Source organism: Halomonas sp. BDJS001 (genome assembly GCF_026104355.1).
GTDB lineage: Bacteria > Pseudomonadota > Gammaproteobacteria > Pseudomonadales > Halomonadaceae > Vreelandella.
In genome coordinates this window covers 1,783,620-1,810,231 of the sequence record NZ_CP110535.1, presented here as the reverse complement: position 1 = coordinate 1,810,231, position 26,612 = coordinate 1,783,620, and the positions used below count along the sequence as shown (strand labels likewise).

23 protein-coding genes are annotated in these 26,612 nt (G+C 56.4%); 3 read left to right on the top strand and 20 right to left on the bottom strand.

The window, feature by feature from the left end; translation table 11 throughout:
• Window positions 1-123: 123 nt before the first annotated feature.
• The 4 genes from sixA to OM794_RS08145 all read right to left on the bottom strand — a co-directional run bounded on the left by sixA (window position 124) and on the right by OM794_RS08145 (window position 4,252).
• Window positions 124-603, bottom strand: a complete 480-nt coding sequence (gene sixA / locus OM794_RS08160; protein WP_226249754.1) for a phosphohistidine phosphatase SixA — start codon at window positions 601-603, stop codon at window positions 124-126.
• Entirely contained in the window at window positions 596-1,726 is a 1,131-nt protein-coding gene (locus OM794_RS08155) for an NAD(P)H-dependent glycerol-3-phosphate dehydrogenase (protein WP_226249835.1), read from the bottom strand. The genes sixA and OM794_RS08155 overlap by 8 nt, the downstream gene beginning before the upstream one ends.
• 109 nt (window positions 1,727-1,835) lie before the next feature.
• A complete protein-coding gene (gene htpG / locus OM794_RS08150; RefSeq protein WP_088698550.1) occupies window positions 1,836-3,770 on the bottom strand; it encodes a molecular chaperone HtpG in 1,935 nt (644 codons plus the stop codon).
• 149 nt (window positions 3,771-3,919) lie between these two features.
• Window positions 3,920-4,252 carry a YkvA family protein gene (locus OM794_RS08145; RefSeq protein ID WP_088698549.1) on the bottom strand — a complete coding sequence of 111 codons (333 nt, stop codon included), beginning with the start codon at window positions 4,250-4,252 and terminating at the stop codon, window positions 3,920-3,922.
• A gap of 138 nt (window positions 4,253-4,390) precedes the next feature.
• Between OM794_RS08145 and OM794_RS08140 the strand changes: the two genes are divergently transcribed.
• Window positions 4,391-6,340 (top strand): transglycosylase SLT domain-containing protein, encoded by a 1,950-nt coding sequence (locus OM794_RS08140; protein WP_226249753.1) that lies wholly within the window; start codon window positions 4,391-4,393, stop codon window positions 6,338-6,340.
• Between the two features lie 38 nt (window positions 6,341-6,378).
• Here OM794_RS08140 and OM794_RS08135 read toward each other — a convergent pair whose 3' ends face one another.
• Complete coding sequence (locus tag OM794_RS08135) at window positions 6,379-7,035, bottom strand: LysE family translocator (RefSeq protein ID WP_226249752.1); 657 nt, start codon at window positions 7,033-7,035, stop codon at window positions 6,379-6,381.
• A 133-nt stretch (window positions 7,036-7,168) separates the two neighbouring features.
• On the opposite strand from OM794_RS08135, the gene OM794_RS08130 reads away from it, so the two are divergent.
• Window positions 7,169-7,372 (top strand): cold-shock protein, encoded by a 204-nt coding sequence (locus OM794_RS08130; protein WP_007114660.1) that lies wholly within the window; start codon window positions 7,169-7,171, stop codon window positions 7,370-7,372.
• Window positions 7,373-7,442: 70 nt separating this feature from the next.
• On the opposite strand, the gene OM794_RS08125 is transcribed toward OM794_RS08130, so the two are convergent.
• From OM794_RS08125 to OM794_RS08110, 4 genes are all read right to left on the bottom strand, one after another.
• The gene (locus OM794_RS08125) at window positions 7,443-8,243 is read right to left on the bottom strand and encodes a hypothetical protein (RefSeq protein WP_226249751.1); all 801 of its coding nucleotides are present in this window, start codon (window positions 8,241-8,243) and stop codon (window positions 7,443-7,445) included.
• 62 nt (window positions 8,244-8,305) lie between these two features.
• The gene (gene yegS / locus OM794_RS08120; protein ID WP_226249750.1) at window positions 8,306-9,265 is read right to left on the bottom strand and encodes a lipid kinase YegS; all 960 of its coding nucleotides are present in this window, start codon (window positions 9,263-9,265) and stop codon (window positions 8,306-8,308) included.
• 44 nt (window positions 9,266-9,309) lie between these two features.
• The gene (gene pepN, locus OM794_RS08115; protein WP_226249749.1) at window positions 9,310-11,940 is read right to left on the bottom strand and encodes an aminopeptidase N; all 2,631 of its coding nucleotides are present in this window, start codon (window positions 11,938-11,940) and stop codon (window positions 9,310-9,312) included.
• 66 nt (window positions 11,941-12,006) lie between these two features.
• A complete protein-coding gene (locus OM794_RS08110; protein ID WP_226249748.1) occupies window positions 12,007-12,492 on the bottom strand; it encodes a YajQ family cyclic di-GMP-binding protein in 486 nt (161 codons plus the stop codon).
• 237 nt (window positions 12,493-12,729) lie between these two features.
• Here OM794_RS08110 and cobO point away from each other — a divergent pair, with 237 nt between their 5' ends.
• Window positions 12,730-13,329, top strand: coding sequence for a cob(I)yrinic acid a,c-diamide adenosyltransferase (cobO, locus tag OM794_RS08105; protein ID WP_226249747.1), 600 nt, complete (start codon window positions 12,730-12,732; stop codon window positions 13,327-13,329).
• A 94-nt stretch (window positions 13,330-13,423) separates the two neighbouring features.
• On the opposite strand, the gene OM794_RS08100 is transcribed toward cobO, so the two are convergent.
• The 11 genes from OM794_RS08100 to OM794_RS08050 all read right to left on the bottom strand — a co-directional run bounded on the left by OM794_RS08100 (window position 13,424) and on the right by OM794_RS08050 (window position 26,579).
• A complete protein-coding gene (locus OM794_RS08100) occupies window positions 13,424-14,719 on the bottom strand; it encodes an adenylosuccinate synthase (RefSeq protein ID WP_088698541.1) in 1,296 nt (431 codons plus the stop codon).
• Entirely contained in the window at window positions 14,719-15,915 is a 1,197-nt protein-coding gene (locus OM794_RS08095) for an ATP phosphoribosyltransferase regulatory subunit (RefSeq protein ID WP_226249746.1), read from the bottom strand. Before OM794_RS08095 ends, OM794_RS08100 begins: the two co-directional genes overlap by 1 nt.
• Window positions 15,916-16,114: 199 nt before the next feature.
• Complete coding sequence (gene hflC, locus OM794_RS08090; RefSeq protein WP_226249745.1) at window positions 16,115-17,011, bottom strand: protease modulator HflC; 897 nt, start codon at window positions 17,009-17,011, stop codon at window positions 16,115-16,117.
• On the bottom strand, window positions 17,012-18,280 hold the full coding sequence (gene hflK, locus OM794_RS08085) for an FtsH protease activity modulator HflK (RefSeq protein WP_226249744.1): 1,269 nt from the start codon (window positions 18,278-18,280) through the stop codon (window positions 17,012-17,014).
• 148 nt (window positions 18,281-18,428) lie between these two features.
• Window positions 18,429-19,739, bottom strand: a complete 1,311-nt coding sequence (gene hflX / locus OM794_RS08080; RefSeq protein ID WP_226249743.1) for a ribosome rescue GTPase HflX — start codon at window positions 19,737-19,739, stop codon at window positions 18,429-18,431.
• A 37-nt stretch (window positions 19,740-19,776) separates the two neighbouring features.
• A complete protein-coding gene (gene hfq / locus OM794_RS08075) occupies window positions 19,777-20,025 on the bottom strand; it encodes an RNA chaperone Hfq (protein WP_007114649.1) in 249 nt (82 codons plus the stop codon).
• 191 nt (window positions 20,026-20,216) lie between these two features.
• Complete coding sequence (miaA, locus tag OM794_RS08070) at window positions 20,217-21,155, bottom strand: tRNA (adenosine(37)-N6)-dimethylallyltransferase MiaA (protein WP_226249742.1); 939 nt, start codon at window positions 21,153-21,155, stop codon at window positions 20,217-20,219.
• 47 nt (window positions 21,156-21,202) lie between these two features.
• The gene (gene mutL / locus OM794_RS08065; protein ID WP_226249834.1) at window positions 21,203-23,107 is read right to left on the bottom strand and encodes a DNA mismatch repair endonuclease MutL; all 1,905 of its coding nucleotides are present in this window, start codon (window positions 23,105-23,107) and stop codon (window positions 21,203-21,205) included.
• Window positions 23,108-23,125: 18 nt separating this feature from the next.
• Window positions 23,126-24,589, bottom strand: a complete 1,464-nt coding sequence (locus tag OM794_RS08060) for an N-acetylmuramoyl-L-alanine amidase (RefSeq protein ID WP_226249741.1) — start codon at window positions 24,587-24,589, stop codon at window positions 23,126-23,128.
• Window positions 24,580-25,095 (bottom strand): tRNA (adenosine(37)-N6)-threonylcarbamoyltransferase complex ATPase subunit type 1 TsaE, encoded by a 516-nt coding sequence (gene tsaE, locus OM794_RS08055; protein WP_226249740.1) that lies wholly within the window; start codon window positions 25,093-25,095, stop codon window positions 24,580-24,582. The genes OM794_RS08060 and tsaE overlap by 10 nt, the downstream gene beginning before the upstream one ends.
• 11 nt (window positions 25,096-25,106) lie before the next feature.
• A complete protein-coding gene (locus OM794_RS08050) occupies window positions 25,107-26,579 on the bottom strand; it encodes an NAD(P)H-hydrate dehydratase (protein WP_264167889.1) in 1,473 nt (490 codons plus the stop codon).
• Between the last annotated feature and the right edge of the window lie 33 nt (window positions 26,580-26,612).

The window sequence follows — 26,612 nt, the reverse complement described above, 5'->3', positions numbered from 1 at the left end:
CCTCCCTGGGCGCTACTTTCGCCATCCCTGGCGAAAGACCCCCGCTACGAGCTGATTCGGATCTGAAAGCTTGCAAATACTAGCGGCTGCATTGGCAGCCGCTTTTTTTGGCATTTAAGGTTCTTAAAGTTGGCTGGGCTGGGTAAAGCGCTTCAGTTGCGCGCAGCCTGCTGCCCACACCTCGGCCTCTAGCTCGGCGATGGCAGCGGTTGGGAAGCCCACACCTTGGGCTGGACTGCCCTCGACCAATAAACCCACCAACTCGCCTACCAGCGGCATATGGCTGACCAGTATTATTGGCGCGCCCTCAGGCTGCTCAAGCAGCCAGTCGCTTACCGCGCCCGGCGCGTCATCCGGAGTAATAAAATTCAGCGTTTCAAGCAACGCTCCCAGCGCCTCGCAGAGCCTTTGCCCGGTTTGCTGCGCCCGCGCATAGGGGCTGGCATAAATCCTCGGCATACCCAACTCGCCTGCAGCCACGCGCTCGGCCAGCCAACGCGCCATTTTTTCGGCCTCCAGCTTACCTTGAGGCGTTAGTCGGCGCGACTGGTCGGGATAGCCTGGCGCGGCCTCACCGTGGCGCATAATCAGCACATCAGGCATTCCTGCCACCCTTATCCTTAGAAACCTGGCTCTTAGAAGCGTGGCTGTGAGGGGCTTGATCCCGATGGGCCTGCTGTACGGCTTCACGGGGCAAGATAAACTCTACGTCGCTACTCTGTTCGCCCATCATCAGGGTACGCGCCATCTCCTGGGCCGGCACACCGTCAAACAACACATGGTTGAGGCCTTCCGCCAGCGGCATATAAACGCCCATTTCACTCGCTTTAGCGCATACCAGCTTAACGGTGTTTACCCCTTCCGCGACCTGGCCAAGGGCATCGACAGCCTCTTCCAGCGTTCGCCCCTCGCCCATAGCGTAGCCAACCCGGTAATTGCGCGACAGGTTAGACGAGCAGGTAACGATCAAATCCCCCACCCCCGCCAGCCCTAAAAAGGTCATCGGGTTAGCCCCCTGGGCAACGGCGAAGCGGCTCATTTCCGCCAAGGCGCGGGTCATCAGCATGCTGCGGGTGTTTTCACCCATGCCCAGCGCCGCCGCCATACCGGCGGCAATCGCATAAATGTTTTTCAGCGCACCGCCCAGCTCAACGCCATGCCGGTCATCGCTGGCGTAGACCCGAAAGTAACGGCAACCCAATACTTGCTGTACGCGGGTGCGGGTTAGCGGGTCTGCGCTTGCAATCACCGTCGCGGTTAACTGCTTATCGGCAATTTCAGAGGCTAAATTGGGGCCGGCAATCACGCCAATGTGGCTAAAGCCCGTCTCCTGTTCAAGCACTTGGCTCATGAGCAGAAAGCCCTCCTGCTCGATCCCCTTGGTGGTACTCACCAATATCTGCGCGGGTCTCAGCCATGCTTTTGCCGCCTGCACCACGCTGCGAAAGGCTTTTGAGGGAATGGCAATCAGCACCAGCTCAGCATCCGCCAGCACGGCTTTAAGATCTGTCGAGGCTTCTACTGCCGGATTCATTGCGTAATGCGGCAGATAGCGCCCATTGCGATGCTCTTGATTAATTTGCGTGACCAACGCCTCATCACGCATCCACTGGCGAACCTGGGCGCCGTTATCGGCGGCAATGCTCGCCAGTGCTGTACCAAAACTACCGCCCCCCAGCACCGCTACACAGGCGGGCACTGCACCAGTGGTTTGCTGCTCAGCCATCATAATAGTGTCCCAATAAGTCTTGCAGAACGTATTACCCTACTCTATCAAAACAGACGCCCGCTGGGGTTAACCAAGCGGGCCGTCGTCGTTAGCGCAGCGTAGATTATTAGGCCGTCAGAACGCTATTCAGACGCTTCACGTAGGCGGCAGGGTCATCCAAGTGACCACCCTCGGCGATAATTGCCTGATCCAGCAGTATATGCGCTAACTGGCCAAACAGGTCGCCTTCAGCGCTCTCCAGGCGAGCCACCAGCGCATGGTCTGGATTAAGCTCCAGAATCGGTTTTACTTCGGGCAGCGGCTGACCGGCCGCTTCCATGATACGACGCATCTGGTAGCCCATCTCATGCTCAGGCAGCACGACGCAGGCGGGCGAATCAGTCAGACGGTGGGTGATTTTCACCTCCTGTACACCATCGCTTAGCGCTTCTTTAACACGCTTCACCAGATCCTCTTTGGCTTTAGCGGTCTCTTCCTGCGCTTTCTTCTCTGCTTCGTCTTCCACATCGCCAAGGTCAAGCTCGCCCTTGGCCACATCGGCAAAGGTTTTGCCATCGAACTCAGTGAGATGGCTCATCAGCCACTCATCGATACGGTCAGACAGCAGCAGGACTTCGATGCCTTTTTTGCGGAAGATCTCCAGGTGCGGGCTGTTTTTGGCCGCATTGAAGCTATCCGCCACCACGTAGTAAATCTTCTGCTGCCCCTCTTTCATGCGCTCAACATAGTCTGCCAGCGCATGCTCCTGGGCAGCCGTATCGGTATGGGTAGAGGCAAAGCGCAACAGGCCAGCGATTTTCTCGCGGTTGGAGGGATCTTCACCCGGCCCTTCTTTCAATACGCTACCGAAGGTATTCCAGAAAGTTTGATACTGCTCTTTATCTTTGGTCAGCTTCTTGAGCATATCCAATCCGCGCTTGGTCAGCGCCGATTTGATTTTATCGACCTTGGGATCCTGCTGGAGCAGTTCGCGAGAGACGTTAAGCGACAGTTCGCGGGTATCCAGCACGCCCTTGATAAAGCGTAGGTAGAGCGGCAGGAACTGTTCAGCGTCATCCATAATAAACACGCGCTGAACGTAAAGCTTAACGCCACGGGCACCGTCACGCTCAAACAGATCAAAGGGTGCGCGACCCGGCACATAAAGCAGGCTGGTATACTCAAGCTTGCCCTCGACCTTGTTATGGCTCCAGGTCAACGGATCCGAGAAATCGTGAGCAACGTGTTTGTAGAACGCTTTGTACTCGTCGTCGGAAACCTCACTTTTGGGGCGCGACCAGAGCGCCGTCGCCTCGTTAACGGTTTCCCAGGTAGTCACTTCACTACCCTCGACGGGGTTGCCCTCGTCGTCCTTCGCCGTTTCGGTTTTCGGCATGCGTACGGGCACTTCGATATGATCCGAGTACTTGCGCACCAAGCCCTGCAGCCGGTAGTCGTCGGCAAACTCTTTGGCGTCCTCTTTCAGGTGCAGCGTGATTTCCGTACCGTGCTGGGCACGCTCGATATCGGCAACGGTAAACTCGCCTTCCCCCTTTGAACGCCACTCAACGCCTTCGGAAGCCTGCGTGCCCGCCTTGCGGGTACGCACCGAAATCTCATCGGCGACAATAAAGCCCGAGTAGAAGCCTACGCCGAACTGACCGATCAGCTTGGCGTCTTTCTGCTGCTCACCGGAGAGCTGCTTGAGAAACTCAGCGGTACCGGAGCGCGCAATGGTGCCCAGGTTGGCGATTACGTCTTCGCGATTCATACCCACACCGTTATCACGCAAGGTGATGGTGTTGGCCTCTTTATCATGCTCGATTTCGATGCGCAGCTCACTATCACCTTCGTAGAGCGCGTCGTTATCCAGCGCCGCGTAGCGCAGCTTGTCACAGGCATCGGCAGCGTTTGAGATCAGCTCGCGTAGGAATATCTCCCGGTTGGAGTACAGGGAGTGAATCATCAAATTCAGCAGTTGCTTGACTTCCGTTTGAAAGCCTAGCGTCTCTTCATGGTTAGCTGATTTATCAGCCGCTTGTTCGTGGGTAGCTGTAGTCATGCGCTTATCCCTTGTGGCTCACGTTGGTCAATTGCCCCTCCGCCAGTGGGCAGGGGCATAAAAAGTCGTATCGTGAGCCTGATATGGGGTTAAGCCGCGCTTTTTCAAGCAGTCCAGAGTGAAGAAACAGCGTTAAGAGAAGGCATAAGCTAAGAGGGCGTCATGTCGGGATCGCTATATTTCCAGGCCCGATAGCCTTCCAGGCGCTGATCGATGCGATTGAGCAGCCAGCCGACAATCAGCACATCGTCAACGACACCGATAAGCAGCAGAAAATCGGGAATCAGATCAAATGGCATTACCAGGTAGCCCAGCGCTAATGCCATCATGCCAAATGCCGACCAGGGAATCGGTCGAAACTCACCACGGATCACATCACGGGTCATGGGAATAAACAGCTTTAATGCGCGCACAATACGTTTTGTCGCCCAAACGCGGGATTTGAGTCGACGCAGCAACCACCAAGTGGATAATGGAGCCATCGAAATTAGATCCTTTGAGTATCTAGGCTGTCAGATCATGACGGCTGGTATTCGTTCAGTGTAGCGGTTGCACCGCAATTTGCGTGGGCTACTTCAGAGCCCTGATTAAGTGACACCGATTTATAGAGAGAGAGCACCATGTTGGTTTCGCCATTTCGCCATACCGCCCGAGTGCTATGTACAGCACTACTGGCGAGCTTACCTGCGCTTTCGTGGGCTGCATCTGATAGTGAGTTACGCGACGCCCTTGCCGCTGCCCGCGAGCAGCAGTGGGCGCGTGTCGATGAGCGCTCAATTGCAGATCACCCGCTACGCGGCTACGTAGAATACCACCGCCTAAGGGAGCAATTGCCGAACGTCTCCCCTGGCAGAGTGCAGCAGTTTATTGATCAATACGCTGACTCTCCCTTAGCAGGCTGGATGCGTGGACAAGCGATTGCCAAGTATGGTCACGCGGGGCGCTATAGCGACCTACTCGCCGTCGCTGACGGTGAACCAGCGGGCACCGCGCGCCAGTGTTACTACTACACGGCGCTGCTCACGACTCAACCCCAGTTGGCGAGCGAGGCAGGGTTAGATTTATGGCGCGTAGGCAGCTCTCAACCTGACGCCTGCGATCCGCTGTTTGAGCGCCTGCGGGCCAACGGCACTATTGACGCCCCGGCAATTTGGGAGCGCAAAATGCTCGCCTGGCAGGCAGGAGAAACGCGCCTCTCAAACTACCTTGGCGGGCTATTAAGCGGCCAGTGGCAAACAGCCCTTGACACGGTGGAAAGCGTCAGCAATCGCAGCAGCGCCATTACTCAGGCACCCTCCTGCCTGGGCCCAGAGTGTGCCGCCACGGCAAGCTTCTACCGGGCCGCCATGCAGCGCTACACCCGCGAAGATACGCCAGCCGCCTTTGCTGCCTGGCAGTCACTCTCGGCGCGATTAAACCTACTCCTCAGCGACCGCCAAAGCATTGAGGAGGAGCTGGCCTTTTATGCCCTGGTGCGCAATGTGCCGGGCACGCTCAACTGGGTAGATAGCGTACTACCAACGCTTGAAAGCGAGCGCGTTTTAGAGCTGCGTGTTCGCCAGGCGCTGGCGAGCCGCGATTGGAACGGGGTCATCCACTGGATTGCTGAGATGCCCCTCAATCAGCAGGAGAATAGCCGTTGGCAGTACTGGCTAGGCCGTGCCAATGGAGAGCTTGGCAATCAGCAAGCCGCCGAAGCTCGCTACCAGCAGGCTGCCCAGGATCGCAGTTTTTACGGCTTTGCGGCAGCAGAAAAGCTCGGCCAACCCTATCAGTTGAACCTTGAACGCAATCATTTTGACGAAGCGTCGCGTCAACGTATTGCCCAACTACCCGCCGTTCAGCGCACCGAGGCCTTGTTACGCATTGGCGAGGACGGTCTCGCCAACAGCGAGTGGCTGCACGCGGTACAGAGCAGCTCGCCGCAACAGGCACGCGCGCTTGCCGACTATGCTGCACAGCAGCAGTGGCATGCGCGCTTGGTGCAGACCACCATTGCCGCTGAAATGTGGGACGCTTTGGATTGGCGCTTCCCTCAGGCTTACCACGATAGCTTTCAGCACTGGGGCCGTATGACGGGCGTTGATCCCTACTTGTTGATGGCGATTACCCGGCGCGAGAGCGCTTACAACCCCAACGCCCTTTCACCCGCCGGAGCACGGGGACTTATGCAGCTAATGCCCGGTACCGCCAGCCAAGTCAGCCGCGAATTGGGCATTAGCGATCCTGGCCCCTACGGCGTACTCGACCCGGAGCTCAATATCCGCCTGGGTAGCACTTACCTGCGCGACAAGCTGCAGCGCTACCAGGGCAATCGACTGGCCGCCGCAGCGGCTTATAATGCGGGCCCTGGCCGCGTCGATCAGTGGCTGGGGGACGGAGTAGAAGCCTTTGACCTTTTTGTTGAGAGTATTCCCTTCCGCGAAACCCGCGACTACGTGCAGGCAGTGCTTAGCTATCGGGTGATTTTTGAAAGCCTCGCTAACGGTGGCAGCAGCGAAGGCGTTTCACTGCTTAGCGATAACGAGCAGCAGGTACGCTACGACCGGGCGCTCCTTGCCCGCCGCTAAACCGCATCCTCTGCTTTAGATTGACACCAACGCCCGGTTTATACCGGGCGTTGCGTTAATGCCAAGCGAATACCAAACACCACCAATACACTGCCTGTCGCGGCATTAAGCACTTGCGCAAAACGTGCGTTAGCCAACCATTTGCCGGCGCTCCCCACCATCATCACTACACTGATTTGCCAGATATTAGCGATGATAAAGTGCACCCCCGCCAGCCATAGCGATTTCAGTAAAGCAGGGTCGCCGGGAGCGATGAACTGAGGCAAAAAGGCCATATAGAAGACTACCGTTTTAGGGTTCAACACATTGGATAAAAAACCCTCTTTGACCGGCTGCCAGCGCGAAACGGTCGGCATACCTTGTAGCATTCCATTAACGGGCAGCGGCTGTCCCCGCCGCGCCGCTAACAAGCTGGTAATGCCCAGCCAGATGAGATAACCCGCCCCCACCAACTTCAGCATATGGAACGCCCAGGCCGATTGCAGCAGGATCAGCGAGATACCCAATGCAGAAATCGTGGCATGTACAAACAGGCCGCAGCAGATAGCTAAACTCGTGGTGACGCCATCACGGATACCTCCGCGCGCCGTGTTACGAATCACCAGCAGTGTATCGACACCGGGGCTGATCGTTAACAGCGTGATCGCCACCAAAAAGGAAATAAACTGCGCATCAATAAAACCCAACTCGATCATTTATGCCTGCTCGCAACGAAATAAAAAATCTTAGGAATGTCGCTGGACGACAGCCGTGTTTACATCTAGAGTAATTGTAGCGGGTGAACAATTGAGTTGCCCGTGATTACTAAGCACGTTAAGGAAATAGAAAATGGCAACTGGCACTGTTAAGTGGTTCAACGACACTAAAGGCTTCGGCTTCATCTCTCCTGATGACGGCGGAGACGATCTGTTCGCCCACTTCTCCGAAATTCAAGCTGAAGGCTTCAAGACCCTGCAAGATGGTCAAAAAGTCAGCTTTGAAGTGACTCAGGGTAAAAAAGGCCTTCAGGCTTCCAACATCCGCCCAGCTTAATTGCTAACGGATGGACAAAGGCCCGCAAATGCGGGCCTTTTTTATTGCCTAACGGCAATCACTCAAAGCGTTACCTCTCACTCTGAGGCTCACCGGCATCGTCGGTTTCCTGGCTACTTGCTGAGCTATCAAGCTCGCCTGACGGTTCAACTACCGCGCCACTCTCGGCCTCTCGATTTTCCAGCTCTTGAAACTGCTCTTCGAGCCGCTGTTGTGCCTCTTCAAAGCGGCGTTCGGTATCCTCAATCAAGGCGTCAACATCGGTTGCCTCGCGATCATCTTGCAACGGTGTCCGCTCTGGCAAACTGCTTTCGGTGTCCCAACTCGGCGAGACGTCCTCACTTTCCATCGGCTCCAAACTCGGCGCCTGCTGCTCTACCTCCTGAAACTGCTCTTCTAACCGCTGCTCGGCCTCTTCAAAACGGCGTTCGGTTTCAGCAATAATGTCATCTACATCGGAGCGTGTCGCTTCACCTGGCATGGCACTCTCTTCATCGAGTGCATCTTCAGGACTCGCTGCCAGCGTATCTTCTCCGGCTTCAACCTCTTCCCCGCCAGCCGTTGCAACGTCACTGGATGAGGTGTCGTCAGGCTGAGTGTCACTCTCTAGCGCTTCCGCCCGTTCAAGTTCTTCAGCGGCTTGACGTGCTTCAATATCATCCTCTACCTCGTCGGGAGTGGATATATCTGCTGAATTTTCAGCCGCCTCCGGCGCCTCTTCTTCGCCAGCCCCCTCATCCCGTGTCGTTGCTTCGTCCGTCACCGCAGAATTATCATCGGTTGTCACGGTGGGATCTTCCTGGGAATCACCGCAGGCACTCAACAGTAGTGCCACGGCGGCGAGCGCGGGTATCCACACGCGATTTGCCATTTAATTCTTCTCCTATATAACGTTAAAAATCTGAGTCATGATCAAAGCAATCATCAACAGAGCTACGGTTGACTGGTCGAGGAGAGCAGCGGGCACTCCTCAGGTAGTAACACACGCAGCGCGAGGGGCACGACTTCCGCGCAGAACCGATCATAGTAGCGCGCCTCGCCATCCAGCGTGAGTGGCCATGGCGAATCGTTTCCCTGGGTGGTTAACGTCAGTTGGGTCGTGGTGAAATAGCGCACAAACCGCCCATCATAAGGAAAACTTTGCAGCTCGCTAATCAGCTTGGTCAGCTCCGTTACCGACCGAAAGTCTTTCACCAACAGTACGTCCAACCGGCCATCGTCCAGCTTGGCACGTGGTGACAATACCTGCCCACCACCTGATTGGCGGCCATTGCCCAGCGCCAGGAGCAGTAACGACGCGCTCTCCTCTTTTTCATCCCAATGCAGCGTGCCGCGGTAGCTGCGGTGGCGCCAGGCTTTTAGCGCCCCCATTACTGAATAGGCCCCGCCACCCAGCAGCCGCTTTAAGGTTTTGGGTGTTGATGACGTCACTTCAGCGCCAAACCCGCCGGTGGTCATATTGATATAGTAGCTGGTGGCAGTTTCGCCTCCAGAGCCTGCAGTGACGCGCACGACATCAATGGGATAGGCGCTTAACTCCCGAGCAGCGGCCAGAGCGGCCGCTGGCTCCAGCGGCAAGCCAACGGAAGTAGCAAAATCATTGGCACTGCCCAGGGGCACAACGCCCAACACAGGCCGTCGGTCATGGGGCAAACGCATCAGTCCGTTCATCACTTCACTGACGGTGCCGTCGCCCCCGCAGGCAATCACATGGGTAATGCCCATCGCATCAGAGTGCTCAGCAATGTCAGCAGCGTCGCCCCCTTCCCAGGTAGCGCGAACAGTAATCAGCATCCCTGCCCGGCGCTGTTCATCGACTGCTTCACGCAATGCCGGATTACCGGCGGATTTACCATTGATAATCAGTAAATAGTGTTGCTGAGAGTCTGTCACTGTTGTTATTCCTTTCCTTAGAATACATATTTAATAGCAATACCTTATGCCAATGCCTTCTCGACCACCTCGTAAACATTTGAAGAGAGTGGCTGCGCTTTAATCCGCTCAAGCTCCGACCGCATCAATGCTTGGCGGGTTTCATCAAAGCGCTGCCAGCGGGTTAATGGTGTAATCAGCCGTGCGGCAATTTCCGGGTTAAGCCGATTGAGTTCAATGACCACGTCAGCCAGCAGTTGGTAGCCTTGGCCATCCAAACGGTGGAAATTGACCCGGTTCTGAGCAAAAGCGCCGATCAGCGCACGGACTCGATTGGGGTTTTTAAGTGAGAAAGCAGGATGCTGCATCAGGTACTTCACCCGCTCAAGCACATCGGGCTGAGGGCGCGATACCTGGACGGTGAACCACTGATCCATCACCAACGGGTCATGGGCCCACTTCTCACCGAAGGTTTTAAGTGCTGGCGAGGCCAAATCATCGCGATCACTGTGCACCAGCAGGGTGAGCGCTTGACGCACATCGGTCATATTGTGGTCGGCGGCGAACTGCGCTTCACACAGCGCCAGGCCCTGCTCATCTTCAATCGACATCAGATAAGCCAGCGCCACGTTTTTCAGACTGCGCTGAGCTATTTGCTCCGGCGTCGGCGCGTACGCTTCATCTGACATATTGGCTTCGTAGATGGCGAGAAACTCATCGCTCAGCGCCATGGCTAACGACTGACGCACAAACTCCCGGGCCGCGTGAATGGCATCCACATCAACGATAGGCTGTTGCTCGGCGATATACGCCTCGGAGGGCAGCGTCAGCATCTCTGCCAACACTGCTTTATCGTTCATTGGCCCATTGAGCAGCGCTTTAAAGGCATCCACTACGCGACTATCCATGACCTTTTCCACGCCATTTCGGTGAGCGGCAATCAGGTCATCCAGGGCCAACAGCGCCAATCGCTGACCGGCATCCCAGCGGTTGAAACCGTCGCTGTCGTGGGTCAACAAGAAGGCGAGATCTTCTCTGGAGTAGGGATAATGCAGCTTCACCGGGGCGGAAAATTCGCGCAACAAAGAGGGCACTGGCGCTTCAGCCACATCAGTGAACACAAAGGTCTGCTCATCTTCGCGCAGATGAATCACCGCATCTTTGCCGATCTTTTCACCATTGAGCGTCAGGGTAAGATCCTGGCCGGATTTGGTACCCACCAATCCCATGCGTACCGGAATATGCAGCGGCAGCTTATCGTGTTGGCCAGGTGTTGCAGGCGTACGCTGACGCAGCGTTAAGTGGTACTCACCCTGCACGTAATCGTACTCACCATGGGCATCGATATCCGGGGTTCCTGCCTGGGAGTACCAGCGCATAAACTGGCCGAAATCTTCACCGGAGGCTTCCGCCATACAGCCGACAAAGTCTTCAATGGTCACCGCTTGACCGTCGAAGCGTTCAAAGTAGAGATCGGAACCGCGACGAAAACTCTCCTCTCCCACCAAATTACGCAGCATCCGGACGACTTCAGCCCCTTTCTCGTAAATTGTCAGGGTATAGAAGTTGGTAATTTCAATATAGTGGTCGGGACGAATCGGGTGCGCCGTGGGCCCAGCATCTTCGGCAAACTGGGCGGTGCGGAAAAAGGAAACATCCTGAATGCGCTTAACCGGCGCAGAATTGGTATCCGCCGAAAAGCACTGGTCGCGAAAGACGGTAAAGCCCTCTTTAAGCGAGAGCTGGAACCAGTCGCGGCAGGTGACACGATTGCCCGACCAGTTGTGAAAGTATTCGTGGGCAACAATGCCTTCGACATTTTGAAAAGTCGCATCAGTGGCCGTTTTGGGGTGGGTCAATACCGCGGCGGAGTTAAAAATATTAAGCCCTTTATTCTCCATCGCCCCCATATTGAAGTCATTGACGGCCACGATCATAAACAGATCCAGGTCGTACTCACGGCCGTATGCCTGCTCGTCCCAAACCATGGCGCGCTTTAACGAGGCCATGGCATGCTCGGTTTTATCCAGATTCTCTTTTTCCACCCAAATCTGCAGCGTGACATCCCGCCCGCTCATGGTGGTGAAGTGATCCTCTACGCTATGCAGGTTGCCTGCCACCAGGGCGAACAGGTAGCAGGGCTTGGGGTGCGGATCCTCCCAGGTAACAAAGTGACGGCCGCCCTCCAGCTCGCCACGCTCAATCGGGTTACCGTTAGCGAGCAAAATCGGCTCGTGCTGCTGATCCCCGATCACGGTGACCTTAAAGATCGCCATGACGTCCGGGCGATCAGGGTAAAAGGTAATTCGCCGAAAGCCTTCGGCTTCGCACTGGGTGCAGTACATGCCGTTGGATTGATAGAGCCCCTCTAACGCCGTGTTCTCCTGCGGGGCAATCTCAACCTCGCTCTCCAACACAAAGCGCTCCGGCACTTGCGCAACACGCAGGCCTTCATCGTCTAGTTCATACGCAGCGGCATCCAGCGGCGTTGCATCGATCGCCAGGGAGATCAGTTTTAGGTGCTCGCCATTCAAGACGAGCGGTGCATCAGGAGCTGCCTCTGGATGCCGCTCCATCAACAGTCGCGCTTTCACTCGGGTCGCGGCGGGGTCAAGATCAAACGTCAGCTCGGTATGAGTTACCCGGTAGGCGGGCGGCTGGTAGTTACTTAAATAAACCGGCTGCGGATCAGACATAGTGCGTGACTCCTGTATAAAACGAATATTACATAATTAAAACGTTCGAAGACTAACTACCACGGGCTAGTCGCGGAAGTTATCAAACTGGAGCGGAAGATCCGGCCCCTCTTCGCCGCGCAGCAGCGCCATGACAGCTTGTAAATCGTCGCGCTTTTTCCCCGTGACACGCACCTTCTCACCCTGAATTTGCGCCTGCACTTTAAGCTTGCTGGCTTTGATGCGCTTGACGATGTCTTTGGCTTCTGCCGCGTCGAGCCCCTCCTTGAGAGCGACTTCCTGACGCGCTTTCACGCCGGAGAGCACCGGGTCTTGAATATCCATACAGCGGGCATCAATGCCCCGGGCGATAAGACGGGCGCGCAGTACATCGAGCATCTGCTTAAGCTGGAAATCGACTTCCGCTTCTAGCTGCACTTTGTCGCCTTCTAGGGTAAAGCTGGCGTCGACCCCTTTAAAATCAAACCGCGACTGCACTTCCCGGTTGGCTTGATCAACGGCGTTAGCGCCTTCGTGTTTATCGAACTCTGAGACAATATCAAATGAGGGCATGGTGTAATTCCTGGCAAGACATGACCCCCTATTCTAGAGCAGCCAGCCCCCCAGGGGCCAATTCTGTTGTTGTTTGTTGATTTTGAGAATGAATTATTAAGACAAAGGTTCACAAAACAGGGAAAATATCTATACAAAAATTATCTTCAAAGGCAGCCGTAAAGATGTTCAACCCTTTGCTGATAGCATAGGCTAGCGGTTTATAAAAGTGACTACTGTCTTTTATCAGGAGATACCATGAGTGACCGCGACACCCGCCACAAAGCCTCTATGGAGAAGCTTAAAGCGCGCGTAGAGGAGAAAGTCGCCAGTGCCAACGAGCAACGGGGCCTCATCATTGTTAACACCGGGAACGGAAAAGGTAAAACAACCGCTGCCTGGGGCACGGTCACCCGCGCTTTGGGCTATGGCTATAAAGTAGGCGTGGTGCAGTTTATCAAGGGATTGTGGGAGTGCGGTGAGCGCAATCGATTGGAGGAGGATGCCAATCTAGAGGTGGCCATCATGGCGACCGGCTTCACCTGGGATACGCAAAATCGCCAAGCAGACACCGACGCCTGCCAAGCCGTATGGAAAGAGGCTGAGCGTATGCTGGTGGATCCGGCAACCTATCTGGTGGTACTCGACGAAATCACCTATATGCTCAAATTTGGCTATCTGGAGATCGAAACCGTTAAACGGGCGCTGGAGAATCGCCCTGTTGAGCAGACAGTGATTATTACCGGCCGCAACGCTCACCGCGAACTCGTCGCCATGGCCGATACGGTGACCGAAATGCAGGAAGTGCGCCATGCCTTCAACAGCGGCCTTAAGGCACGCCGCGGGATCGACTTTTAAATACCCACCATCTACGCAAAAGGGGCAACTAAGTTGCCCCTTTTGTTTCATCTACTCATCTGCTCACTAACAGTGACCAGCGCGCTAACCGCTCTTAACTATCGAAGGGATTACGCAGCACGATAGTTTCCATGCGGTCTGGGCCGGTGGAGATAATATCGATGCTGGTACCTACCTGCTGTTCGAGATAGCTGATATAAGCTCGGGCATTAGCGGGTAGATCCTCTACCTTTTTAGCGCCTAGGGTCGACTCTTTCCAGCCTGGCAGGTCTTCGTAAAGCGGCTCGACAGCTTCGTAGCCTTCCGAATCCACCGGTGTTTCCAGCACGTCGCCATCTTTACTGCGATAACCAACGCAAACGCGGATATTTTCCAGGCCATCCAGCACGTCCAGCTTGGTCAGGCAGATCCCGGAGACCGAGTTGATCTGCACCGCGTGACGCAGTGCCACGGCGTCAAACCAGCCACAGCGGCGGGCACGACCGGTGGTAGCACCAAACTCATGGCCACGCTCGGCAAGGTGACGGCCATCGACATCAAATAGCTCAGTGGGGAACGGGCCTGACCCCACACGGGTGGTATACGCCTTGGTGATACCCAGCACGTAATCCAGATAAAGCGGGCCGACGCCAGAGCCGGTGGCCGTGCCGCCTGCGGTGGTGTTGGAGCTGGTCACGTAGGGGTAGGTACCGTGGTCGATATCCAGCAGCGAGCCCTGAGCACCTTCAAACAGGATATTCTCACCGGCTTTGCGCAGGTCGTGCACCATGCTGACGGTATCGCACACCATGGGGCGCAGCTCTTCGGCCATCTGCATCGCGGTATCCAGCACTTCCTGGAAGTCGACTGCCGGTTCGCCGTGGTAATTCACCAGCACGAAGTTGTGGTAGTCGAGCACTTCGCCTAACTTGGAAGCGAAACGCTCGCGATGCAGCATATCGCCCAAGCGCAGGCCGCGACGGGCGACTTTGTCTTCGTAGGCAGGACCAATGCCCCGGCCAGTGGTGCCAATTTTGGCAATACCACGGGCTTTTTCACGGGCCTGATCCAGGCGCACATGGTAAGGCAGGATCAGCGGACAAGCTGGCGACAGACGCAGGCGCTCGCGCACCGGCACACCTTTGGCTTCCAGTTCACGAATCTCTTTGATCAGCGCTTCAGGTGAAAGCACTACTCCATTACCAATCACGCAGGTTTTGCCTGGGCGCAAAACGCCGGAAGGTATAAGGTGAAGTACGGTTTTTTCGCCGTCGATCACCAGCGTATGACCGGCGTTATGACCACCTTGAAAACGCACCACGGCGGAGGCGGATTCAGTCAGCAGATCAACAATTTTACCCTTGCCCTCGTCACCCCATTGGGTGCCCAGCACTACGACATTCTTACCCATTATGATGCACTCGTCTCTTGTGTCAGGGCCGTTGGCTGCCAACGGCCGTCGATAAGCTCAAGACGGCGGTCACACTCATGCTCCGCCGGCCCAGTACGCTGCCCTGGCAGCGCTTGAATCACGCGTTCACCCTGCTCACGCAGCGCGACAATGGCAGCGTTGAGCGACGCATCCTGCGTAGCGGGCGACCAAATAGCCCCACGACTCGGGGATGCCGGCGCCAGCGATGCCAACTGCTTCAGATCCATTGAGAAGCCAGTGGCCGGGCGGGCACGGCCAAAAGCCCGCCCGGTATCATCATAACGCCCGCCTTTAGCCAGCGCATGGCCATAGCCCGGCACATAGGCGGCAAACATCATACCCGTGTGGTATTGATAGCCGCGCAGCTCCGCCAAGTCAAAGTAGAGTGATACATCAAAGCGTGCCAGCACGCCTTGATAAAGCGCATCCAATTGATCCAGTGCCGCTGTCACCGAGGCGGGCGCCCCGGCAAAACGCTCCCGCGCCTGAGGCAAAATATCCGCGCCGCCATGCAGTTCGCCCAAGGCCAATAACATATCCGCCAAGGCCGGGTCGCTGACACTGGCGTCTACAAGCTGCGCCAGTTGAGTGGGCGACTTTAGCGCTAACGCCTCAAATAGCGCCCCCTCTTGCTCATCGCTGAGCGCTGCGGCTTCAACAAGGCTGCGGTAGATGCCGATATGCCCAAGCGCCAGGTGAATCTCTTCCGCACCTGCGGCTTTCATACTGGCCAGCGCCAGGTGAATAATTTCACTGTCTGCCTCAAGCCCTGCATGACCAAACAACTCAGCACCCACCTGCACTGGACTACGGCCACCCTGATGCTGGTCTGCCTTAGCACGCAGCACGTTAGTGCAGTAGCAAAGACGCACCGGCCCCTGACGTTTTAGCGAGTGGGCGTCCATCCGCGCCACTTGCGGCGTAACGTCCGCCGAGGCGCCCATCATGCGACCGGTTAACTGGTCGGTTAGCTTGAAAGTCTGAAGATCCAGATCCGTACCGGTGCCGGTTAATAGGGAATCTAGAAACTCCACCGGTGGCGGCATGACCTGGTCATAGCCCCAGCAGTGGTAAAGATCGAGCAGCGCACGGCGCAGCTCTTCCATACGGCTTGCCTGAGGCGGAAGCACCTCATCCATGCCGTCGGGCAGCAGCCAGCGGTCAGCGATGGTCATGTGAACAGTCCTGCAAGACGATGAAGGCCCAGCACATTCAATCAGTAACGTCGCATGATTATTGGCGACATTAACGTTAAACAAGGGCCACAAAAAAACCGGGCGACGCCCGGTTAATGAATTCTATCACGTTTATTGGCCGGGTGAACCCCGCCTGGCCACAGGAATGGCGAGACGAGGAACACCCGCAAAAAACGACTTACTCGCTGTCGCTTTCATTACCTTCTGGCGTAGGATTACGCAAATAGCGGAAGAAATCGCTACTGGGCTCCAGCACCATTAGATTGCCATCATCAGAGAAACTCTCACTGTAGGCATTCAGACTACGCCAGAAAGAGAAGAACTCCTGATCCTGACCATAGGCTTCTGAGAAGATCGCAGCGGCCTGGGCATCACCCTCACCACGCAGCGTCTCGGAGCGCTCATTGGCCTGAGCAAGCAGAACCTGACGGCGACGATCCGCATTGGCGCGAATACGCTCAGCCTCTTCCTGCCCCTGAGCTCGCCACTCACGGGCTTCGCGCTCACGCTCTGAACGCATGCGCTCAAACACAGCGGCCGATACATCTTCCGGCAAGTCGATGCGCTTGATGCGAATATCGCGAATGGCGACCCCAAGCTCTTCACGCATAAGCGCATCGAGTTCTTCGGTGGGGCCCGTCATCAGATCATCGCGGCGCTCAGCAATAATCTCTTGAAGATTCAAGCGACCAAACTCATTACGCAGGCTCTCATCCACCCGCGGCTGAATCAGGCGAATAGCCATCAACTCGTCACCCGCCGTTGCCTCGTAGTAGCGGGTAGGATTGACCACCTGCCACTTAACGTAGGAGTCGACTATGACCGCTTTTTGCTCAAGAGTCAGGTAACGGCTGGTATCGGTGTCCAGCGTTAGGAGACGAACATCAAACTTACGGATCGTTTGCGCAATCGGCACCTTGGCGTGCAGGCCAGCCTGAATATCCTCTTCGATAACTTCACCAAAGCGCAGCTTAACAGCACGCTCGGTTTCATCTACCACGTACAGAGTGTTACTCGCCAGCCATGCAACGGCAGCCAGACCACCAACAATCAGCAGGGATCGATTATTAATCATTTACCGGCCCTCCCTGCGGATGGAGCTACTATTGGTATTTGATGAAGAGCTAGCGCTACCCTGAGTATTGCGCAAACGCTCAAGCACACTCGGGTCTAACTGTTCATCGCTATTGGCACTTCCGCTGGAAGCGTTGCTGCGGTTACTGCTGCCACCTCTAAGCTGATCTAGCGGCAGATACATCAACGGCGCGTTTTCGCTCACGTCCAGCAACACCTTAGGTGTTTTGCCGAACACTTCTTCCATTGTGTCCAGATACATGCGCTCACGCATGATCTCCGGTGCGTTGGTGTACTCAGAAAGCAGCGAGTTAAAGCGGTTGGCTTGACCCTGCGCTTCAGCGACCACCGATTCACGATACCCCTGGCCTTGCTCAACAATACGCTGCGCCTGACCTTGCGCCTCAGGAATAATCGCGTTGGCGTAAGCAATACCCTGGTTGATAGTACGCTGGCGATCTTCACGGGCACGGATAACGTCATCGAAGGCATCGATCACTGGCGCAGGGGCCGAAGTGGACTCGATGTTGATGGTTTGCAAACGAATACCGGCACCGTAGTTATCCAGGTAAGTCTGCAGACGACTGGCGACCGAGCTACCCAGAATCTCACGACCCGAGGTAAGAATATCGATCATATCGGTACCACCTACGACGTGACGCAGCGCCGAATCCAGCGCGTTCTCAATCGAGACAGCAGGATCACGTACGTTGAGTACAAAATCACGCGGGTTAGCCACTTGGTACTGAGCAGAAATTTCCACTTCGACAATGTTTTCGTCACGCGTCAACATCGACTGTGTCTGCGACAGCGAGCGTACACGGGTCACATTGACCATACGCACATCGTCAATCAGCGGCGGATTCCACTGAAGGCCTGGATTGACAACATCTTGGTATTCACCAAAACGAAGCACAACACCACGCTCGGATTGATCCACCAAGTAGAAGCCCATCGCGGCCCAGATTGCCAGCGCAACGATAATCAGAAGGCCTGGAAGTGCAAAGGGGTTGCGGTTTTTATCACTACCGCCACCGCCGGTTTTCCTGCCACCGCCTTTTTTGCCCCCACCCAGCATACTGTTGAGCTTGTCCTGAAACTTCTTCAGCGCTTCATCCAAGTCAGGCGGGCCTTGGTTGTTGCCCCCTTTATTGCCATTGTCGCCGCCACTGTTATTACCACGGTTTCCATTACCATCGTTTCCGCCGCGTCGGCCGCCACTACTCCAAGGGTCGTGCTGGTTGCCACCACCAGGCTCATTCCAGGCCATACTTCTTCTCCACTAAGGGTATTCGCTCACGCATCTGGCTTCGTCGATCAACGAAGCGCTGGTGTTTTGATATTATTGCTCTTTAAATCTTGTACCATTTTTATACAAAACCAGATACCGACAGCGTACTAGACATTATACGGTGAGGCTACCAATCTTCAGTTTCCTGCAACGCTTCAGGTAAATAGGTATTGGCACGCTCGCCCAGTTGAGCCATTAGCTGGTTAAAATCGCGACGCGGCAAACGCACATCCAGCACCGAGTGCCCCTGCTCATCAAAGGCTTCCTCGCGAACGGCATTCAGCTCATGCAGACCTGCGCGAAGCTTACCTTGCTCTGGCGTAAGCGTCAGCGAAAAACCTATGACATCGTTGGCCAGGCGCTCACTCAGCGCGTCATGCAACAGTTCTAAGCCCTGCCCCTGCTGGGCTGATAACCAAACAACTTCGGGCATGCCGTGGCCATCGCGCTCTATGCGTGGGGCGCTATCGAGCTTATCAATTTTATTCATGACTTTGAGCACCGGCACATCATCGGCGCCAATCTCTTTGAGCACTAGCTCCACCTGTTCCACGTTTAATTCGCGGTCAGGGTCTGCGGCATCGATCACATGTACCAGCAGCGACGCCTCCGAGGCCTCCTGTAGCGTCGCTTGAAACGCCTCAACCAGCTTGTGCGGTAAGTGGCGAATAAAGCCGACGGTGTCAGCCATCACCACGGGGCCCACGTCTTCAATCTCAAGTCGTCGTAGGGTAGGGTCAAGTGTCGCAAACAACTGGTCGGCTGCATACACCTCGGAATTGGTCAAAGCGTTAAACAGGGTCGACTTACCGGCGTTGGTATACCCCACCAGCGATACGCTATGAATTTCCGCACGCGCTCGCGCGCGGCGATTCTGGTCACGCTGACTGCGTACTTTATCGAGCCGCTTATGGATCGACTTGATCCGCCCGCGGAGCAGGCGGCGGTCGGTCTCTAACTGTGTTTCACCTGGGCCGCGCAGGCCTATCCCGCCTTTTTGGCGCTCTAGGTGTGTCCAACCCCGCACTAGGCGAGTCGACATATATTCAAGCTGAGCAAGCTCTACCTGCAGCTTACCTTCGTGGGTTCTTGCCCGCTGCGCAAAGATATCGAGGATAAGACCGGTACGGTCAAGTACTCGGCACTTGAGCTCTTGCTCAACATTGCGCTCTTGAGAGGGACTTAAACTATGGTTGAAGATCACCAGTTCTGCCTCGTGAGCCGCAAGCAGTGCCCGCAGCTCTTCCAACTTACCTGACCCAATAAAGGTGCGCGAGTCAGGTCGGTGGCGGCTAGCAGTGAGTAGAGTCGCAGGCTCTGCACCAGCAGAGCGTACGAGCTCTAAAAACTCACCCGGGTCTTCACGTTTTTGTTCATCATGAAAATCGACGTGAACAAGAACTGCCGTTTCACCGGCGTCTGGGCGTTCGAAAAACAATCAATACCTCGTGGACTCTCTTGCTTCTCCAGCGGTGTTAAATCTCCGCATCCTGCTCTGCCGGGTCTTGCGCAGGCAAGCGTACGTTACGAGACGGAACAACCGTAGAAATAGCGTGTTTGTAAACCATCTGACTGACGGTATTGCGCAGCAGGATAACAAACTGGTCAAACGATTCGATCTGGCCCTGCAGCTTAATGCCATTGACCAAAAAGATTGAGACCGGAATGCGCTCCTTGCGCAGAATGTTCAAGTACGGGTCTTGAAGGGACTGCCCTTTGGACATGTTGCTCTCCCTAAAACTGTCGTTGGGGGTTAATTATCAAATGGCGTGCCCTACTGGTGCTACGCCGCACTATTTATTACTGCCCGGAAGGCCGAATGATGCCCGAAGAGCCTAGTGATAATCGAAAGGCCAATCACTCAGCCAATCGAAAACACATCTACTAAGTTACTATCTTAGCGGACTATCTTACGCTAAGCACCGCTGTCACGCACGAGTTTCAGCACCTGATCCAGTGCATCCGAGCGCTGTGAATCTACCCAGTTAAGTTCTGGCCAGCTTCTCAACCAAGTTAGTTGTCGTTTGGCCAGCTGACGAGTGGCAATGACGCCTCGCTCAACGAGCGTGGCATAGTCATACTCACCTTCCAGGTATTCCCACACTTGGCGATAACCAACACTCTTCATCGCCGGCAGGCCTAAATGTAAGTCGTTACGCTTTTTGAGGGCGGCGACTTCATTTATCAAGCCCTCACCCAACATTACTTCGAAACGCTGAGCAATACGTTGATGCAGCAAGCTGCGATCACTGGGTGCCAACGCTATGGACAACACGCGCCAGGGAAAGGTTTCCGGCTGTTGCTCCGCCCAGAGTTCACTCATTGGCCGCCCACTGGCGAAGTACACCTCCAGGGCACGCATAAGACGTTGCGGGTCATTAGGATGAATGCGCTGGGCAGACACCGCATCCACTTCCGCGAGCTGTTTATGCAGTGAGATTAGCCCCTCAGCCTGCCACTGGGCTTCAAGCCGTTGGCGAATCGCCGGATCTGCAGACGGAAGATTTGCAACCCCTTCGACCAGCCGTTTGTAGTAGAGCATAGTACCGCCAACCAAGAGTGGCACCCTGCCCGCCGCGCTGATTTGTCGCATAAGCGAAAACGCATCTACCCGAAAATCAGCGGCTGAATAAGGTTCTGCTGGGTCACGGATATCGATCAGATGATGGGGCGCACGGGCAAGCTCCGCCGCGCTGGGTTTGGCACTGCCAATATCCATACCGCGATACACCATGGCCGAATCAACGCTAATCAGCTCATGCCCCAGGCGCTCGTGCAGTGCCATTGCGGTATCGGTTTTCCCGGCGGCCGTCGGGCCCATTAAAAAGATCGCCCAGGGGCGCGTATCAGCCATGCGTTTCCATCAGGTAAGAAAAAGGGTGATTGCTATTGTCTGCGCAGCTACTGTCCACGCAAGAACAGCCGATCGAGCGCTTTTAGCCCCATCTGCGTCCAGGTAGGACGGCCATGATTACACTGGTCGCTGCGCTCGGTGCGCTCCATATCGCGTAGCAGCGCGTTCATTTCATCAATCGTTAGCCGCCGGTTGGCGCGCACACTGCCATGGCAAGCCATGGTGGAGAGCAGTTCATGCAAGCGAGCCTCGACTTGGTGGGTACGCCCATACCGCGCCAGCTCTTCCAGCATCTGGCGTACCAGCGCTTCAGGGTCAGCCTGGGCAAGCAAGGCGGGCAATTGACGTACCAGTAGCGTTTCTGGCCCGGCGATATCCAGCTCAATACCCAGCTTGGCAATCGCTTCTTGCTCGCTCTCTGCGGTGGCCACTTCAGCCCGGCTGGCGGCGATGGAAACGGGCACGAGCAGCGGTTGCGCATCCAGCCCTTTCGCCGCGGCCAGCTGAGCTTTCATGCGCTCATAGACAATGCGCTCGTGAGCGGCGTGCATATCCACCAACACCAAGCCCTCTGCGTTCTGGGCAAGAATATAAATACCGTGTAACTGCCCCAAGGCAAACCCCAGCGGCGGCGGCGCAGTGGGGTCGTTATCGGGCATCGCCAGGGGCGCTTCACGCACCTCACCACCTCGCTGGGGAGCGCTCGGCTGTGGCGTTAACAGGGTCTCTTCATGATTGGGGTGGAGCGCCTGATAGCCCTGCATAAAGCGACGCACTCGCTCGGCACCTGGGTGGCGATCCGGCGAGTGGGTCAGCGCAATCCCCTGCTGCTGCCAGCGGGGCTGTTCGGCGCCCGCTTCTGAAGCTTCGCCCTGTGGCGATGCGCCCGGTGTATCAGCTACCTCAGCCTCACCCTCCTCTGCGCTCTCGGCGGGTTTAGCGGACGCCAGGGAGTGGTGGAGGCTGGAGTAGAGAAAATCGTGCACCATGCGACCATCACGAAAGCGCACTTCGTGCTTGGTGGGGTGAACGTTGACGTCCACAACGTCTGGATCGAGCTCCAGATAGAGCACAAACACCGGATGACGACCGTTAAACAGAACATCGCGGTAGGCTTGCCGCACCGCATGGGCAACTAGGCGGTCACGCACCACGCGTCCGTTAACGAAGAAGTACTGCTGGTCGGCCTGGGAGCGCGAGTGGGTGGGCAGGCCCACCCAGCCACTTAGCCGCAAACCGCCCGCTTCGCGCTCAATGTAGCGGGCGTGCTCGATAAAGTTCTTACCCAACAGTGAGGCAATCCGCCGCTCCCGGGCCGCCGCTGAGTGGCCCGCTGGCAGCTGATGAATGACTTTTTGGTTATGACGCAACACCCAGGCAATATCGTAGCGGGATAACGCCTGACGGCGAAACGCCTCTTCGACATGGGCAAACTCAGTCTTTTCTGTGCGCAGAAACTTGCGCCGAGCGGGAGTATTAAAAAACAGGTCGCGCACGCCGACGCTAGTACCTCGGGGGTGTGGTGCGGGGGTCACCCGTGCATCCATGCCCCGCCCTTCTGCCACCACCCGCCAGCCATGGCGGGGGTCGTCTTCGGCATTGGAGATCAACTCCAGCCGGGAGACGGAGCTGATCGACGCCAGCGCCTCGCCGCGAAAGCCCAACGAGCTAACGCCTTCCAAGTCCTCCAAACTGCCGATCTTACTGGTGGCATGGCGGGCCAGAGCCAGCGGTAAATCCTCTTCGCCAATACCGATGCCGTCATCGCGCACCTTAATCAGCCGCGCTCCGCCCTGCTCAATTTCCACTTCAATGCGCTGGCTACCCGCGTCGATAGCGTTCTCTATCAGCTCTTTGGTCACCGATGAAGGACGCTCAACCACCTCACCGGCGGCAATCTGGTTGGCCAGCCGTGGGTCGAGTACCTTTATGCGCGGTACGGTAGCGGTCATATCAGTCACGACAAAACCTCATGAGCGGGGTATCTGTAACACTTGGCCTACGCGGATCACGTCACCATTCAAATCATTGGCCTGCTTCAGTTGATTCACCGGCACGCCGTGGCGCACGGCAATCGCGGACAGAGTGTCCCCTGACTGAATGCGGTACTCGTTACCCGACGGCTGGCGCTGATTATCACGCTGCCAGGCTAGCAGACTGGCTGGCGGTGGGTAGCGCTGGAAATGGTCGCGTAAGCCACTGAAAATCGCCTGGGAAAGTCCTGACTGGTGCACCGGGTCACGCAAACGGCGCTCTTCGTCAGGGTTGGAGATAAAGCCAACCTCGATCAACAGCGAGGGGATATCGGGAGATTTAAGCACCATAAACCCCGCCTGCTCTACCCGGGACTTATGCAACCGGTTAATTCGCCCTAACTGCTCTAACACCTGCCCACCGATAGAGAGCGAATCGTTTAGGGTCGCGGTCATGGTCAAGTCCAACAACACACCACGCAGCACCTGGTCTTTATCACGTAAAGAGAGGTTGCCATCGACACCGCCGATAAGGTCGGAGCGGTTCTCACTATCCGCCAGCCACTGGGCGGTTTCCGAGGTGGCGCCGCGCTGAGAAAGCGCATAGACCGAGCTCCCTTGGGGTCTTGGGCTGGTGAAAGCATCGGCGTGTATCGAGACAAAAAAGTCGGCTTTCTGCTCACGTGCCAGTGCGGTACGCTGACGCAACCCTATATAGTAGTCACCATCCCGCACCAGCACGGCTTTAAAGCCCTCAGTACCGTTCACTTCAGCGGCTAGGCGACGGGCAATTTCCAGCACTACGTCCTTTTCCCGTGTGCCTGAAGGGCCAATCGCCCCCGGGTCTTCACCACCATGACCGGCGTCGACGGCAATAATAATATCGCGCCTTGGGTGCGGCTTGGCTTCCTGCACTTCTGTCGGCGCTGCCTCGCTAGGCGGCGCCACGCTGTCCGACAGCTGGCCTTGAGCAGATGCCCGCTGGGCCTGAATTTCCTGATCCCGAATCATCGCCTCAATGGGGTCAATCGGATTCTCGACGGCACTCTCACCAGGGTATTCGAGATCAACGACCAGTCGGTGACCGTACTGGTCGTTAGGTGTCAGGGTAAAATGGCGTGGCTCAATTTCTCGATTGAGCTCAAGCACTACCCGCAGGCCCCCACCCTCCCGCACGCCGGTACGCACCGAGGTAATGGCACTGTCATGCAAAGGCAGCGTACTGGGGTCGGTATCCATTTGGGTATCATCCAAATCAATCACCAACCGCGCCGGATTCTCCAGCGAAAACACGTTGGCATTGGTCGCAGCGGAGAGGTCAAATACCAGCCGAGCATGATCCGGCGCCGCCCAAAGACGCATGCTCTCTACGCTGGACGCTTGAACATTAACTGCTGCCAGGGCAAAAAAACTGGCGGCCAATAAGCGATATGCACGTGCCGCTATGCCCTTTATTTCCATTGAATCACACCACTCTCCAACTGGTCGGAACTTAGCTTACTTGCTTTACTTAGCTGACCCTGCAAGGCAGCCAATATACGTTCACCTTGGTCATTACCCGCGGCCAGGGAGACTAAACGCCCCTGATCCATTACTTCCAAGGTTAGGCGAAGGTCAGGCGCTGGCAACCATCCTTCACCTCGGCTGGGCCACTCAATAATGCTCAGCGCATCGTCGGCCAGCACGTCACGACCACCTATAAACTCAAGCTCTTCCGGATCCGACAAACGGTACAAATCCAGATGGTAAACCCGCTGGGATCCCAACTCGTAAGGCTCTACCAAAGTATAAGTGGGGCTTTTAACCGCACCGAGATGGCCGTAAGCGCGCAAAATGCCCCGAGTCAGGGTGGTTTTTCCGGCACCCAGCTCACCCTCTAGATAGACGAGCCCGCGTCCTTGCAACGCCTGCCCGAGTGCTTCGCCAAAGGCGACCTGGGCCTCTTCACTGTCTAATTGCACCTGCATGTGGGCTGCCTTCACGGATTAATCAATTTTCGCGCATAGGATGCCAGATCGCTGGCCAGCAGGCCACGCTCGCCTTCCTCCTCGGCTGCGCGATCTGCCGCTAGCGCATGCACCATGGCACCCAGCCAGGCACTAAACTCTATGTCGCCACGCTGCGCAATCAGCGCGCCCAGCATGCCACTGAGTACATCACCCATGCCGCCGCTGGCCATACCCGGGTTACCGTAAGGGCACACGACCAAGCCAGTGGGGCCAGCGATTAAGCTGCCCGCGCCCTTTAGAATCACCACGCCACCCCGGGCCCGTTGCAGCGCCTGGGCAGCAGCGGGCCTATCAGACTGGATATCGGCAACGGAACAGCTTAATAGTCGTGCGGCTTCACCGGGGTGTGGTGTCAATATCCAGTTATCGCGACGCACATCCGGCCACTGAAGCGCCAATAGGTTCAGTCCATCGGCATCCACCACCAGCGGTTTGTCTGCCTGCAGCGCACTCTGCAACACAGCCTGCCCCCAGGCAGCCTGACCCAGCCCAGGGCCGACCACTATGACATCAGCGTTCTTGGGCAACTCAACAGCCTCAGCGCCACCACGTATGCCATGTGCCATCACTTCTGGGCAACGCATCAAACTGGCGACAATATGCTCAGGCGCCGTCGCCAAACTCACTTTACCCGCTCCCAAACGCGCAGCAGCCTGACAGGCCAGTAACGCGGCCCCGCCAAAACCGAGGGCCCCGCCCATCACCAGCACGTGCCCCATGTCGCCTTTATGGCTGGTACGCAGGCGGGGTGCAAACGCCGCTGCCAATAGCGAATCATCCAGTCGCCAAGCCGTGGGGAGGATATCGAAATAAGCCTGGGCTTTGACGCCCAAGGGGCGAAAATCAATCTCGCCGGTATAAGCCGGCGCATCCCCCGTATGCAGCCCCACCTTATCACCGATAAAAGTCACCGTGCAGGCGGCCTTTACTGCAATACCTGGCACATCGCCAGTATCGGCGACCAGGCCTGAAGGAATATCAATCGCCAGCACCGGCTGATCTGACGCATTGATCATTTCAATAGCGCGCTTGAAGCGCCCCTCGACTTCGCCAGTCAATCCGGTACCCAGCAGCGCATCGACGATCACTTCACCGGTGAGTTCAATACCGGCATGCCACTCCTCGCAGCCTACCCCCGCGGAGGTGGCTAACTCAGCGGCACGCGCCGCGGCACCGCTCAGCTCGTCAACGCTCTTGAGCGTTATCCGCTGCACTTTCAGGCCAGACTGCATGGCCAGCGCGGCCAGCACGTGACCATCGCCACCATTGTTCCCGCCTCCACACAACACAGTAATACTGCGTGCCTGAGGCCAACGGGAGCGGAAGCTGTGCCAGGCACTTGAGGCGGCGCGTTGCATCAATGCAAAGCCATCGATACCCCCGGCGATCGTGCGCCGATCGAGCTCCTGAACCTGGGCTGCTTTATAGAGGGGGCGTAGCATGGAAGTATTCGAGACTGTCACGATCGCTCCTTT